This window comes from Arcicella sp. GW458-12-2-14-TSB2 (assembly GCF_059423785.1).
The window spans coordinates 1-15187 of sequence record NZ_JBWKYN010000144.1; the positions used below are offsets into that span (position 1 = coordinate 1).

Below are 15187 nucleotides of genomic sequence, written 5' to 3' on the forward strand. Positions count from 1 at the left end.
AACCCCGACTATGCTATTTAAATTCATCAAAATACAGCATTAAAAAATTTAATCCGATAAAATTTGTTTTTGTATTATTCTAATATGCTATATTTGCACGTTTAAGTAAAACAACTGACGACTCTCTAAATCATATTAAACTGATTATCAATCAATAAATTATCATTCAGTTTTAATTTATATACGATTATTCGTCTGTAACATGACCAAAATGCCAGCCACATCAACCCTTATGGAGTCCACAAAAGTTAGTTTTGAAGACACCTCAATTGCTTTTTCTTCAAAATCTAACTTACAATTGAAGAAGATATATTTACTCTTCGCAAGCATGAACCAGAATTGGCTCGTAAAGTTAGGGACTTTTTTTATCAAACTCTTTATTTTTCTTCATTTTCCCATAAAAAAACTCATAAGAGTTACTGTATTTGAACAGTTTTGTGGTGGAGAAACCCTACAAGAATGTAACAAGACAATAGAAAATTTGGACAAATCTCATATTGGCACAATTTTAGACTATTCTGTAGAGGGAGAAGATAACGAAAAAAGTTTTGACAAAACTACGCAAGAAGTGCTCTTGACGATTGAAAAAGCCTATGAGAACATTGCTATTCCTTTCGCCGTATTTAAAGTAACAGGAATTGCGAGTATGGATTTATTGGAAAAAATCCAAAACGAAGAAGAACTCAATAACGACGAGAAGGCCGCCTTTGAAAGAGTAAGAGAAAGAATGAATATTCTATGCGGAAGAGCACACGCCTTGAATGTTAGAATTTTTGTAGATGCTGAAGAATCTTGGATTCAAGATACCATTGATACCCTTACGTACGGGATGATGGAAAAATACAACCAAGAACAGTGTATCGTTTACAACACTTTTCAAATGTATCGAAAAGATATGTTGCAAAACTTAAAAGAGGCAACTCAACAAGCACGAGACAACCATTTTTCACTTGGTGTAAAATTGGTGCGTGGGGCTTATATGGAAAAAGAACGCCAAAGATCACATGAAGAAAATTATTGTGAGCCTGTTCATGAAACCAAAGCGGCTACCGACCATGATTATAACTTAGGAGTAGTATTCTGCGTAGAAAACCGTGATAATATTTCTCTTTGTGTAGGTACACATAACGAGTTTAGCTGTAAACAATTGGTAGATTTAATGCAAAAAAATCAGATTGACCCTACAGATAAACATTTTTATTTCGCACAGCTTTTAGGAATGTCTGATAACATTTCATACAATCTTTCAAAAGCAGGTTATAATGTAGCCAAATATGTGCCTTACGGCCCGATTGAAGCAGTAATGCCTTATTTATTCCGTCGTGCGGCTGAAAACACTTCGGTGTCAGGTCAAGCTAGTAGAGAGTTTGTATTAATCAAGCGTGAAATCGTTAGAAGAAAGAGGCTAATGTTCACTAAAAAATAATTTTATTTGACGGTATATATACTTTTAGATTAAATATTTCGTCACAAAGGCAGTAAACCTAAGGGTTTCTGACTTTGTGACTTTTATTTTGTAACTTGCGCAAATTATTACAAACATTAATATCCAACAATCTATTTCCGTTTACTCAACCCAATCGCTCAAATTCAATTATGTTTCGTTCTCCATATAAATACTTCTGGCTTACCTTTTTGCTTATTGTTATTGACCAAGTTATTAAAGTAGCTGTTCACAAATATTTACAATACGAAGGTAATGAAGTACCTATCATTGGTGATTTTTTCAAACTCCATTATGTATTAAATAAGGGAATGGCCTTTGGAATGACCCTCAACTTTTTACCAAAAGGATATGATAAAATTGTTCTAAGTCTTTTTAGGGTTGTTGCCATGTTTGGAATCGGGGCATATCTGGTTTCGTTAGCACGCAAAAAGGCTAATCCGGGCTTACTTTGGTGTATTGCTGCTATCTTAGGAGGCGCTATTGGTAATGTGGTGGATAGTACTTTCTATGGCGTTATTTTCAATAATGCTCCTGTTGATTCGCCTACACCTTGGTTTCATGGCCAAGTAATTGATATGTTTTTCTTTGACCTTTACCAAGGTTGGTTGCCAGAATGGCTTCCTATTTGGGGAGGTACTTGGTATTCAACCCCTATCTTTAATTTTGCCGATGCTTCTATATTCTGTGGCGTTGTGGTAATTTTAATTTTTCAAGGGCAGTTTTTTGAAGAATCTAAGCCAAAAAATAACGCTGAAACAGCAGATAAAGACGAAACAATTCATAGCGACAATATTGAGAACCTCAGCACGGATTTTCAAGAAGAAGCTACAGAAGAATCAGAAAGTAAACCTCAAGAATAACAAATAAAATTTTGTTTGAGTACACAATGAAATCAGAAATTATTTTAATGGCACTGTGGTTAAGCTATGGATTACTCCATACCCTAACAGCGTCTGAAAGCTTTAAAAATCTTCTCAAACCTATTTTGGGAAGATTTTCTATTTATTACCGTCTGGGCTACAATATCGTGTTTGTAGTATTGCTAATACCAATCATCAAGTACCAGCTAGAAGCTCCATCCGAAATACTGTTAGAAAAATCAATCATGAATCAGATTTTGGGTGGTTTAATGATGGGTTCGGGTATATTCCTTGGCTTTTCAGCCTTGAAACAATATGATTTATCCGAGTTTTTAGGAACAGATGCATTGAAAGGTTCATCTAAAAAACCTGTATTGAGGATTGATGAGTTGTCATCAATTGTTCGTCATCCGCTTTATTTGGGTATACTGATATTTGTATGGGGTACTTTTGGCTTTTTTGGTACATCCCTTTACCTCGTTACTGCGATAAGCTTAACTTTTTATATCAGGATTGGAATATACTTTGAAGAGAAAAAGTTAGTAAAGGAATTTGGGAAGAAATACGAAAAATATCAAAAAGAAGTACCGATGTTAATCCCGAGATTGAGTGATGGAAAATAATCCCATCACTTAACTGTTTGTAAGATTTCTGAAGACTTCTTCCATTGATTTTCCAGAAGTTTTTAAAGCCGATAGCTCACTGTCATTCACTATTTTACCGTGATTAATAATTATCACTCTATCACAAATAGCTTCTACTTCTTGCATAATATGGGTTGAAAAAACGACTGTTTTTTCTTTGCCTATATTTCTGATAACACCTCTGATTTCTGCCAATTGATTAGGGTCAAGCCCCGTAGTAGGTTCATCCAAAATCAATACTTTAGGGTCATGAATAAGGGCCTGAGCCAAGCCAACACGCTGGCGATAGCCTTTTGACAATTGACCTATTTTCTTCTTTTGCTCAAGTTGCAGACCAACCAAATCAATTACCTCCGCTATTCTATTCTGTAATTTTTGCCCTCTAATCTGATAAAGTCCTCCGACGAAAGCCAAAAACTCCTTTACATACATTTCTAAATATAAAGGGTTGTGTTCGGGTAAGTAACCAATATTTTTTCGTACTTCCATGGCATCTTTTTCCACATCATAACCACATACTTCAACCTTCCCACTAGTAGCAGTAAGATAGCACGTAGCAATCTTCATAGTGGTTGATTTGCCAGCACCGTTCGGCCCAAGGAAACCGACTATTTCCCCTTGCTTTACCTCAAAAGAAATATTATCTACAGCATTTTGTGTGCCATAAACTTTTACTAAATTCTGAATTTTTAACGACATAAATAGAAGTTAGGAATGTGATTAAAATTTATGGAAACTAGCTAAGCATTCCTAAATTTATTGAATTGAACAAATTATTGTCCAAACATGCTTCCTAAATCCATTCCTGGAATATTAGGCATCAAACCTTGAGTAGCTTTTTGAAGATGTTCTTTTATTTTACCTTCAATATTTTCCAAAGCATTGTTCGTAGCCGCTACGATTAAATCCTGTAGTACTTCGCGGTCAGCAGGTTTAATTAAATCTTCATCAATTTCAATTTTCAAAAGCTGTTTTTTCCCATTCACCGTTGCAACCACCATACCAGCACCAGCATCACCCGTTTCAATAATTGAACTCAAAGAGTCTTGGGCTTCTTTCATTTTAGCTTGAAGGTCTTTTACCTTGCCAAGCATTCCCATCATATCAAACATAGTCTTTTAAGTTTTGTTAATAAATTTGTCTTGCAAGTTACAATACTATTCATTTAACACAAAAATTAAGCTTGTTTTACCTAGTTAATAGTTGAAATCTGTTACTAGATTGCCAGCCTATTAATACGTTAAAAAAAGTGTTCCCTCCTTATTAATTACTTGTCCAGTAGTATCTTCCACCTCTAATTTATAAATATACATTCCTTGCAAAGCTTTTTCTCCATTTTTTAAAAAACCATCCCATCCTATTTGACTATTACTTGGAAAACTATTGGTTTCATCATAAAACACTACACTCCCCCATCGGTCATAAATGGTCATTTTTAGTTTCTGGATGAATCTTCCATAAATAATAAACTTATCATTTACACCATCATTATTAGGCGTAAAAGCATCTGGATTCAATAGTAGCGATGGGCGATAAATACGCACAATGTTTGAATGTGTATTTTGTGAGATACTTCCCGAAACTGGCTTAGCTTCTATCTGCAGAAATATTTCCTGCCCCTCACTGTCTGGCAAACCAATCGTGTTATAAGAATAAACATTTTTAAGATTATCAGCCAAAGTCTTTAAGGTAATTCCAGTGTTTGGGTTAACTTTATTTACCCTGTAATAATCTGTTGCTAATGAAAATGAAGATTGCGGAGTCCAATCTATCTCTGAAACACTCGAAGAGACCAATATACTGCAAACCTTTTGAGAAGGGTCAGATTCTTTGTTACATAAATCTTTCCAAGTCATGTAATAACAATAAGATTGACTGTCAATAGAAACATTATTATCCCTTATTGAATTTATAGTAGGACTAGTTGGCTGCAATAATTGGTATGTTCCATTAAGAGAAGTTGATTTATAATAACGGTATTCTACCATATCAGTCGGAGACGGCTCACCACTTCCTGTTGAGAATGTTCCTTTGATATTAATAGTTTTAGCAGTAGCTTCTACATCAGCAAAAACGTTGGCTATCTTAGTAAGGCTCTTTGTGGAAGTAGCTTGGATATTTAAAAGCTGAGAAGTAGATTTTTGTCCATAATTAGTGATAACACGATAGATGTAATCTTTTCCACAAACCACATCAGGGTCTGTTAAAGTCAGCGTCGAAATGTTGCTGATAGGCGGAAATACTTTATCAATCGTGCCATTATCATTCACTCGTTCTACACGATAATCTGTAAATACTCCTCCTGTAATATTTGTCAAAGCTCTTAGCCACGAAGCTTGAACTTCATTATTAATGACGGCCACTTTTGCAGGGGTAGTGCATACTTCTTCATTGCTTAAATTGGCAGGATTAAAAATAGTAGCAGGACAAACAGCATCTAATGCTTCCGTCCTAAAACAATATTGTCTGTCTTGATTAGGAACAGTTACCGTAACTTCGTCAAACAACGTAGTGGCTGTAGATGTATAAGTTAGCAATGGATTGGTATAATCATACGTACTCGTCGTTAATGGGTCACGGATATACACTTTACGCTGAATAGTTGTTTGAGCAAGAACAGTCATTTTGTATTCTTTCGCAATAGCAGTTCCTGCGATAGCAGTAATCAACGGACGATTAATCATTGTTCCGGTCATTGAAATGGGCGGAGAAGTATATACTGGTGCTGGGCAGCTTCCCGTTTTAGATTGTCCTTTTATGGTAATTACTCTATCATATTCATCGGGGAAAGGGCCACTTGAAACAGTATACGGATACGACGTAGGTTTCTCTCTAAAAGTAGGATTAAACAAACTACTCGTTGATGAAAACTTCACTTCATACTCGTCATAATTATTACTAGGGTCAGCTTCTAATTTTAACCTAATCAAAGTAGCATTACACACACTGTAAGTAATTACAGGAGTACTAGGCTTAATAACTTCTATTACTTGACAAGCGTGATGGTAATCGTTGGAAGTTCCATTACCAGAATTATCCCCTTGCGTAATGACATAGATGCCTGGGCCAGTGTACCATGAAGATGAGGTATTGACAGTAATGGAAGCATCCCCGCTGATTGTCATGTAACTAGCATTGGCAGTATTGGGTGTAGAGGGTGGCGCTGTCAAAGCATTATACTGCGTTGCTGGCATTAGCCAATAGTTTACACCAGTCGTACTCGTAGCACTAATTGTATTTTTTAACGTAATCGTTTCTCCTTCACAAATTTTAACTGGAATATTATTAGATGCCGTACTGTTTCCATCGCCATCACCCACCACTTGTACTTTTGTACCATTGATACTGAATTGCCCTGAAACCGTTCCCGGTGGCTCAGCTTTATTTTTACATTGAGCATACGTATTGACAGTCATCTTTGTTAGCAAGATTAAGGCAATCAATATTTTTGCTGATTTATTAAAAATTCGATTCATTTAAAAAGGTTATTTTTATTAAAACTATTTACAAAAATTGTGCTATAAAATTTAAGCCTTATAATTTATTTATATCCAGATTGACAAGGCTAAATTTAATAAAAAACGCTAGAACAGTAAATAACAGCGAGACTGACTTATGTCAAAAAGAGTATTTCTTAAGGAAGACAAGAGATATTTTAGCCAATAGTCGCTTTAATGTTTAACGCAAAGGAACAAAAAAACGTACCTTTGAGGTTATAAAAATACAAGTGAATTGTAATGACGAAGCACCCTCTGAGCCTAGATTCAAGATTTTACCAAGAAAACAATGTCAAAGATAAAATTAGATAGTATCGAAGAGGCGATTGAAGCAATTCGCCAAGGAAAAATTATCATCGTAGCCGACGATGAAGACCGTGAAAACGAAGGAGATATGATTTGTGCCTCTGAAGCGATGACTCCAGAATTAGCCAATTTTATGATTCGTGAAGGTCGTGGCTTAATGTGTGTAACTCTTACGGAGGAACGTTGTAAGGAATTGGATTTAACCATGATGGTTGGTTCTAATACTGCTACGCACGAAACGCCCTTTACCGTTTCGGTAGATTTACTAGGGCATGGTTGTACGACAGGTATTTCAGCACACGACCGTTCTAAAACGATTCAGGCTTTGGTCGATGAAAATACCAAACCAGAAGACTTAGGCAGACCGGGGCATATTTTCCCTTTGAAAGCACGTAATGAAGGTGTTCTTCGTAGAACAGGGCATACTGAAGCAGCGATGGATTTCGCTAAGCTTGCGGGTTTTAAACCTTCTGGCGTATTGATTGAAGTATTGAACGAAGACGGAACGATGGCTCGTTTAGCTGATTTAAGAGCTATTGCGGATAAATTCGATTTGAAATTAGTAACCATTAAGGATTTAGTAGAGTATCGTTTAAAACATGAAAGCCTTATCAAACGTGAAATAGGCGTTGATATGCCTACAGAGTTTGGTCATTTTGATTTAATCGCTTTCAAGCAAATCAATACTGGCGAAACACATTTGGCATTGATTAAAGGTACATGGGAAAAAGATGAGCCTGTTTTAGTAAGGGTACATAGCTCATGTGTTACAGGTGATATTTTTGGCTCTTGCCGTTGCGATTGTGGCGAACAACTACACCGTGCGATGGAAATTGTAGAAAAAGAAGGTAAAGGTGTAATTCTGTATATGTTCCAAGAAGGCAGAGGCATAGGGTTAATTAATAAATTAAAAGCCTATAAACTTCAAGAAATGGGACGCGATACTGTAGAAGCTAATTTGGAGTTAGGTTTCAAAATGGATGAGCGTGATTATGGCGTAGGAGCTTCTATCTTAAGAGATTTAGGATTAAGCAAAATCAGATTAATCTCGAACAATCCAAAGAAAAGAGCAGCCCTATTCGGATACGGTTTAGAAATCGTAGAAACTGTACCAATTGAAATTGCATCAAATCCTCATAACGAAAGTTATTTGCTCACAAAAAGAGACAAAATGGGTCATACCATTATGGGGCATAAATAAATAAAAGTGGCTTAGTTATTGAATAACTAAGCCACTTTTATTTACAGACAAGAATCTGTCGCTAATACTAAACCGCGACAGGAGCTTTAATGCCAGGATAAGGATGATAGTTTTCTAACGTGAAATCTTCAAACTTGAAATCAAAAATACTTTTTACGGCTGGGTTGATTTTCATGGTTGGTAAGGCACGTGGCTCACGAGCTAGCTGAGTAGCTACTTGTTCATAGTGATTAGAATAGATATGCGTATCGCCACCTGTCCAAATGAAATCTCCCACCTCCAAATCACACACTTGTGCAATCATCATCGTCAGCAAAGCATAAGAAGCAATGTTAAAAGGCACACCCAAGAATACATCTGCCGAACGCTGGTATAATTGACAAGACAATTTATTATCAGCCACATAAAACTGAAATAGTGCATGACAAGGCATTAAAGCCATTTCAGAAAGTTCCCCTACGTTCCAAGCACTCACGATAATTCTTCTTGAATCTGGACTTTTCTTCAATGTCTCGATTACCTCTTTCAACTGGTCAATTACTTTGCCATTAGGAGCCGTCCAGCTTCTCCATTGTTTTCCATATACTGGTCCTAAATCACCATTTTCATTAGCCCATTCGTCCCAAATGCCCACACCATTATCTTTTAAGTATTTGATATTGGTATCACCATTGATAAACCAAAGCAATTCATGGATAATCGACTTTAAGTGTACTTTTTTAGTAGTAACTAACGGAAAACCTTCTTGTAAATTAAAACGCATCTGATAACCAAAAATACTGGTTGTACCCGTACCTGTACGGTCAGTTTTTTCTGCTCCGTTCTCAAGAATATGTTTTAAAAGCGTATGATATTGTTGCATTTTTTTTGCTGTAAGCTATGAGTAATGAGCTTTAGTTTTGTGATAAAAGACAAGATTGAAATGAAGAAATATTCTTGCAAGTTCAAAATTACATAAAAAAATAACTCATCAATAGCTTCTTACACTATTGATGAGCCTTTCAATGAAATACGCTCTTTTATTTAAGCTGTTTTCTTTACAGCTTTTTTATCTGATACCTTTTCAGCTTTTGCTGATTTAGTCATTTCTGCACAGCACTTCGATTTTGACTTACTGTGTGAAGCTGCCATTTTAGTACTACAACATTTTGAACCCTTTTCTTTATCGTGGGCTAAAGAAACATTCGCTACAAGTGCCAATAATGATAAACCTAAAATTACCTTTTTCATGTGGATGAGCTATTAAATGTTTAAAATCGAATAAATGTTAAAAACGAAAAAACGAGCTAAACTGAAAAATGTTTTTACAAATTCGGAAAAGCTGTAAGTAATTGAGTGATTAATTTGCTATGCAATAAGAAAATTAAAAGAATCACTAAATCGCTCATTCACTAAATCACTCAATTATTTACCAAAACAGGTTCAATCGCGAAAGTATGCGTAATTTCAGCCGAACCACTGAATTGGGCTGTAGCCGAACAATACTTTTCCATTGATAATTCAATCGCCTTTTTGGCTTTATCCTCAACAATATTACCTTTGAACTGGAAGTGAATGTTGATTTTACGGAAAGGAGTCATTTCTGTTCCTTCAATTTTTTCACGCTCACCAGAAACAGAAATCTTTAAATCTTCAATTACCTGACGTTGCTTTTTCATGATTAGAATCACGTCAATAGCAGTACAGCCACCTAAGCCCATCAACAATAATTCCATCGGACGCGAACCCGCATTATGTCCTCCAATATTTTCGGCAGCATCAATATCAACTGGCACACCCGACATCCCATTTGCCTGAAAATGAAAGGCATCATCTATTCTAACTAATTCTACTTGCATGATTTCAAGAATTTAACCTGATTATATACTTTTAATTTTCTGAGCTACTCTTTAAATGTTAACTTTTCTACAAAATATTAAGTTCAAAGTTAAGATTTATTTAAGCTATTGGCAAGAAGGTTGAAAAGTAGGACTAAATAAAAACCTATTTAATAAATTGGACATATACTAATAGTTACATAGCTTTAAAAATATTTCACAAGTATTAGCTAAAACTAAATATGACAACAACAACGCTGAAAATATTAACGTATATTTTAATATTTTTTTTATTTGTTTCATGCACCAATTCTACATCACAAAATACTCATGAAAGCAATGCCAGCTTAACAATACCCAAATCAAATTTTGAAGCTCGTAAATCATCTATAGCTATTAATGATAATAGCAAGATATCTGTCAAAGTCCTCACAACTGGGACTTTCCATAATGATGAGGTTTGGGAGAATGCTGATAAGGCTAATTGGTTTGGTCTTTTTAAACATCACCAAAGCTATTATCTACAATTGACTAAAATAAAAACGATAAATGTTAATGACTCAATTGACGAGGATGAAAATATAAAAACAGGTTGGGAAGTAACTGCTGAAAATAAAGACTCATGCTTAATCTTAATTGAAGCTCTTTCTTACTTGACAGATAGAAAAGTTGAAAGTATACCTCTTAAAAAAAACTATGTATTTCCGAGCGATACAATTAAGTTTACATATTTAGAGGTTGATTATAAAATATTTGCCACTGGTAGAAAGAAGAAAACTCAGGAAGATTCAGAATGGTTTGACGTTTCAGATTATAAACTTTACTTGATTGCAACAATTAATGGTCTAGAAAAGAAAAGTCTTCTAGTTGATGAACCAAATTTTGATGACCAAATGATTGAATTATTATTTACTGGCGATATTGACGGAGATGGTATATTGGATTTGATAATTGATACTTCTAACCATTATAATGTAAGTAGCCCAACAATTTATTTATCAAAACCTGCTAATAAAGGAGAGATTGTTAAAAGAATAGGCGAACATACAATTGTTGGTTGTTAAAAGAATGCTGCATTTGTTATGTCTTGAGCTTATAATATGGAATATATGCTCAAGAGCCTGACAAACTAACGTACTGCCAATTTAGATTTGGCAAAACGAAGTGTTTTCTTCTCTAAACATAACTAAAAATTTTAAAATCAAAGATAAAAGAAGCTCTTTCATGAATTTTGTTTTCAGAAGATAAATTGTAGGAAGTATCTTTGTATTTCTATTTCGTAGAAAAAAACAAAAAGAGAAGTTAAAAGAGTATAAAACCTTCTGATTTCCGCAATCCCAACTTTAAAAATGTCTTATTACCAAATTCAAAACATCAAACTTACTGATTTAGCTAATCAATTCGGTACGCCTTTGTACGTCTATGACGCAGACAAAATTATCGAAAAAATATCCATTCTTCGTGATTCTTTCAAGAATGTTAATCTCAAAATAAAATATGCTTGTAAAGCCAATACCAATTTGGCGATTTTGAAATTAATGCGAAAGCATGGTGTTGAAATAGATGTGGTTTCACCAGAAGAATTGCGTTTGGCCATGATGGCTGGATATGAAGGTTCGCAAATCACTTTTACGCCAAGTGGGGTTTCGTTTGATGAAATTGAATTGGCGGCTGAATTTGGAACAAGAATCAATTTGGATAATCTGGATGTGTTGGAAAAATTCGGCCAACGTTATGGTAATACTAAAGGGGCATTGATTCGACTGAAACCTCACGTTTTTGGGGGCGGTAATGAAAAAATTATGACGGCGCACCCTGAATCTAAATTTGGTATTTCGATTCACCAGAAGGCTGAAATTTTAGCGATTGTTGAAAAATACGATATGAAAATTATCGGTTTACATCAACATACAGGCTCTGATGTAAAAAATGCTGATGCTTTTACACAAGCAGCAAGTGCTATTCTAGAAATGGCTTTTAGTTTTAAAGATTTAGAGATTATCGATTTGGGTGGTGGGTTCAAAGTGGCTTATAAAGACGGCGATATCGTTACCGATATGAAAGAAGTTGGCGAAGTATTAAGCAATGCTTTCTTGGATTTCTCTAAAAAATATGGTCGTGAATTACAGTTATGGTTTGAACCAGGCAAGTTTTTAGTAAGTGAAGCAGGGACGTTTTTGACAACTGCCAATACAGTAAAAGTTGACCCAATCAAAACTTTTGTTTGTGTAAATTCAGGACTCAATCACCTTGGTCGCCCAATGATGTATGGATCTTATCATGATATTTTCAATGCTTCTAACGAAGATGAATCTGAGCAAGACGAATACAGAGTGGTGGGTTATATTTGTGAAACAGATACTTTCTCATGGACGCCAGAAGGAAAACAAGGCGAACGCTTAATGAATAAAGTAAAGGCAGGAGACATCATTGCGATGAAAAATGCAGGAGCTTATTGTTTCTCGATGGCTTCGCAATATAATTCAAGGTTATTACCCGCTGAAGTGTTGGTGATTGGTGGTCAAGCAAAGTTGATTCGCAAAAGAGAAACTTTTGATGATATTGTAAGAAATCTGGTGAGTGTGGAGGTATAAATAGGTAGGGACGAATTGCATTCGTCCTTATGACAAACGAATAGGACGAATGCAATTCGTCCCTACTATTAATTATAAAAATGGACGAGGTTAAATCTCGTCCATTTTTATTTTAAGAATCATAACTTAAACCATATTGCTTCAAAACCTCCTCGGGAACACCTTCCCAATTGTTAGGTCTGTTACCTACATAGCCTATATCATGATGCCCCATTTCAGAAGAATAAAAACCCGATGCTGTTAGGTTTCTCATCAAAGAAAAGAAATTTACGCCCTGTGATACTTCATGTTTTGCTTCGTTAGGGTAAGCTATTTCGTCTACTAAACTAATCTGCTCCTTCTTAGTACAAAGAATAAACTCTTTCCCAAAACGCTTAATCGACGCAGAGTCCATCCAACGTAAACCACCACGCATAGGCGTTTTAAAAGTTGGTTGGTCTTTTACAATAAATTCTATAAAAGCTGGTACACCCGACTGCGAAGCACTTCCTGAATGTTCATCAGCAGGAATAATAATATCTGACAACACCGTGATAGTTTTCATTTCGTGGTCAGTAAAGAATTTTTCAGCCAATAATTTAGCATCACGGGCAATCTCATCTTCTGTTCTACCATAATTATATTTTGGTGCCGCTGGTGTCGTAGCTTTCGCTTTTGGCTTAGGCTTTGGTCCTTGCAATAACTCCATGGCTACCGCTTCTTGGCTCATCACGGCCATACCCAGTGACGAAAGCCCTATATTTTTAAGATAATCTCTTCTTTTCATAAAAACAATTTGATGATTTGATGATTTGAAAATTGCACACTAGAGTATAAATTATTGATAATCAACCAATAAAACCTCATCCCCCAACCCCTTCTCCTTCAGAGAAGGGGAGTAAACTTTGGATTTTAAAGCTTCCCTCTCTGGAGGAGAGGGGTTGGAGGTGAGGTTAGTCTACCCTTACAAATTTCCTTTTTTCTTTTCATTAATAATAAACTCTGAAGTACGAGCCGATAAAGCTAAGATTGTCCATGTTGCATTTTTATCTCCCTGAGAAACAAAAGGTGCAGCATCGGCCACAAACAAGTTTTTCACATCATGTGCCTGACAATTCGGATTCAATACAGAACTCTTAGGGTCTTTACCCATCCTAGCCGTTCCTACTTCATGGATAATTCTTCCTGGGTCAGCCAAGCCATAATTGGTACTTGCATCTGGTTTTTTGCCAAGCGGTGTACCACCCATTTCAGTAATTATCTGTTCAAAAGTATCCTGCATGTGTCTAGCTTGCTTGATTTCGTAGTCCGACCATTTGTAATGGAAACGTAATACAGGAATACCAAATTTATCTACGACAGTAGGGTCTATTTCACAATAGTTGTTATAATCAGGTATAGGTTCTCCTCGACCAGCCATACCGATATAAGCTCCGTAGAAACGACGATAGTCTTCTTTTAAAGAAGCTCCATAGCCACCCGCTGCTTTTTTGATACCTTCACGTGTCGGGAATTTTTCATTGATTCCTTCAATACCCCATCCAAAACCATACGCAGGCATACCCATACCTCCACCATATTCAATGTGGTAACCTCTTGGGAAATCTAATTTTTTGTTATCTCCCCACCAAGGTGTGTACACGTGCATCCCTCCTACTCCGTCTTCATTATAACGTTTTCTATCAAACAATGCTGGGATAATTGCTGAACGAGAAGCACCTGTTGAGTCATTGATATAACGCCCAACGATACCGCTTGAATTAGCCAATCCATTCGGGAAACGAGCAGATTTTGAGTTTAATAACAAACGAGCTGTTTCGCCAGCACTGGCTGCTAATATTACTATTTTACCTTTTACAACTTTTTCAGTCATCGTACGAGTATCCACATACGATACGCCCGTTGCTAAACCCGTCGTTGGGTCTGTCAATACTTCACGAGCCATTGCGTAAGTAATCAACGTACAGTTTCCTGTTTTAATCGCAGGAATCATCAATACTGATGAAGAAGAAAAATCGGCATACGCCTGACAAGCTCTATTACATTGGCTACAATAAAAACACTGTCCACGCTCTTTATTGATAGGCTTTGTCAAGATTGAAAGACGCGACGGAATTACTGGAATACCAATATTCGTAGCGCTTTTCTTAAGCATTAATTCATGCAAACGTGGTTTCGGAGGTGGTAAAAAATATCCATCTGGGTCATTTCTTCTGCCTTCGTTAGTACCAAACACACCAATTAGTTTATCTACATAATCGTAATATGGCTTTACATCGTCATAACCAATTGGCCAATCTTCTCCTAAACCATCAATAGATTTTCTTTTGAAATCATCAGGACCAAAGCGAAGAGAAATTCTACCCCAGTGATTGGTTCTCCCTCCCAACATCCTAGAACGGAACCAGTCGAATTTAGTGCCATCTTTACGCGTATAAGGTTCTCCCTCAATATCCCAGCCACCATAAGCAGCATCAAAATCACCAAAAGCACGCGTAGAAGATGCTCCACGACGAGGAGATTCCCAAGGGCTTTTTAGTTGTGTAATATATTTAGGGTCGGCTGGGTCATAATATTGACCTGCTTCTAGTACACAAACTTTTGCTCCTGCTTTTGTCAGTTCATAAGCTGCCATACCTCCGCCCGCACCCGAGCCAATGATAACGACATCATATACTGTTGATTGTTCTTTAATCTGAAAGTCCAGCATTTATTAAATGATTTTTTTGGTTGAAGAGTATTATTGAATCGAGTAGGAAAAATAGTGATTAAATAGATATTTTATATCCTTTTTTATAAGAAATCAATATTAAAACCCTAATTCCCTTAAAAATACCGCAAT

The 15187-nt window shown here is 36.0% G+C and carries 14 protein-coding genes; 6 read left to right on the top strand and 8 right to left on the bottom strand.

The features are described from left to right. Positions 1-232 precede the first annotated feature (232 nt). The 3 genes from AC07XN_RS18000 (at position 233) to AC07XN_RS18010 (ending at position 2930) form a co-directional block, all read left to right on the top strand. Positions 233-1426 (top strand): proline dehydrogenase family protein, encoded by a 1194-nt coding sequence (locus AC07XN_RS18000; protein WP_309920433.1) that lies wholly within the window; start codon positions 233-235, stop codon positions 1424-1426. Positions 1427-1596: 170 nt separating this feature from the next. Then, positions 1597-2307: a lipoprotein signal peptidase gene (locus tag AC07XN_RS18005; protein WP_494744064.1), complete on the top strand. Its 711-nt coding sequence runs from the start codon at positions 1597-1599 to the stop codon at positions 2305-2307. Positions 2308-2333: 26 nt separating this feature from the next. After that, entirely contained in the window at positions 2334-2930 is a 597-nt protein-coding gene (locus AC07XN_RS18010) for a methyltransferase family protein (RefSeq protein ID WP_494744065.1), read from the top strand. Between the two features lie 9 nt (positions 2931-2939). On the opposite strand, the gene gldA is transcribed toward AC07XN_RS18010, so the two are convergent. The 3 genes from gldA to AC07XN_RS18025 form a co-directional block, all read right to left on the bottom strand. Further along, entirely contained in the window at positions 2940-3650 is a 711-nt protein-coding gene (gene gldA / locus AC07XN_RS18015) for a gliding motility-associated ABC transporter ATP-binding subunit GldA (RefSeq protein ID WP_494744066.1), read from the bottom strand. Between the two features lie 74 nt (positions 3651-3724). After that, complete coding sequence (locus tag AC07XN_RS18020) at positions 3725-4063, bottom strand: YbaB/EbfC family nucleoid-associated protein (RefSeq protein ID WP_309920443.1); 339 nt, start codon at positions 4061-4063, stop codon at positions 3725-3727. A gap of 120 nt (positions 4064-4183) precedes the next feature. Next, on the bottom strand, positions 4184-6427 hold the full coding sequence (locus AC07XN_RS18025) for a T9SS type B sorting domain-containing protein (protein WP_494744067.1): 2244 nt from the start codon (positions 6425-6427) through the stop codon (positions 4184-4186). Between the two features lie 310 nt (positions 6428-6737). On the opposite strand from AC07XN_RS18025, the gene AC07XN_RS18030 reads away from it, so the two are divergent. Further along, entirely contained in the window at positions 6738-7955 is a 1218-nt protein-coding gene (locus AC07XN_RS18030) for a bifunctional 3,4-dihydroxy-2-butanone-4-phosphate synthase/GTP cyclohydrolase II (RefSeq protein ID WP_309920449.1), read from the top strand. Between the two features lie 67 nt (positions 7956-8022). On the opposite strand, the gene AC07XN_RS18035 is transcribed toward AC07XN_RS18030, so the two are convergent. The 3 genes from AC07XN_RS18035 to AC07XN_RS18045 form a co-directional block, all read right to left on the bottom strand. Further along, positions 8023-8817 (bottom strand): thymidylate synthase, encoded by a 795-nt coding sequence (locus AC07XN_RS18035; protein ID WP_323252080.1) that lies wholly within the window; start codon positions 8815-8817, stop codon positions 8023-8025. 161 nt (positions 8818-8978) lie between these two features. Next, entirely contained in the window at positions 8979-9185 is a 207-nt protein-coding gene (locus AC07XN_RS18040; RefSeq protein WP_309920453.1) for a hypothetical protein, read from the bottom strand. A gap of 170 nt (positions 9186-9355) precedes the next feature. Beyond that, positions 9356-9793, bottom strand: coding sequence for an OsmC family protein (locus AC07XN_RS18045; RefSeq protein ID WP_494744068.1), 438 nt, complete (start codon positions 9791-9793; stop codon positions 9356-9358). A gap of 221 nt (positions 9794-10014) precedes the next feature. Between AC07XN_RS18045 and AC07XN_RS18050 the strand changes: the two genes are divergently transcribed. Together AC07XN_RS18050 and lysA are read left to right on the top strand one after the other, a co-directional pair. Beyond that, positions 10015-10836 carry a hypothetical protein gene (locus tag AC07XN_RS18050; protein WP_494744069.1) on the top strand — a complete coding sequence of 274 codons (822 nt, stop codon included), beginning with the start codon at positions 10015-10017 and terminating at the stop codon, positions 10834-10836. Positions 10837-11121: 285 nt separating this feature from the next. After that, positions 11122-12366, top strand: a complete 1245-nt coding sequence (gene lysA / locus AC07XN_RS18055; protein ID WP_494744070.1) for a diaminopimelate decarboxylase — start codon at positions 11122-11124, stop codon at positions 12364-12366. A 112-nt stretch (positions 12367-12478) separates the two neighbouring features. On the opposite strand, the gene AC07XN_RS18060 is transcribed toward lysA, so the two are convergent. Both AC07XN_RS18060 and AC07XN_RS18065 read right to left on the bottom strand, forming a co-directional pair. After that, on the bottom strand, positions 12479-13132 hold the full coding sequence (locus AC07XN_RS18060) for a gluconate 2-dehydrogenase subunit 3 family protein (RefSeq protein ID WP_494744071.1): 654 nt from the start codon (positions 13130-13132) through the stop codon (positions 12479-12481). A gap of 177 nt (positions 13133-13309) precedes the next feature. Next, positions 13310-15055 carry a GMC family oxidoreductase gene (locus AC07XN_RS18065; RefSeq protein WP_494744072.1) on the bottom strand — a complete coding sequence of 582 codons (1746 nt, stop codon included), beginning with the start codon at positions 15053-15055 and terminating at the stop codon, positions 13310-13312. Positions 15056-15187 lie beyond the last annotated feature (132 nt).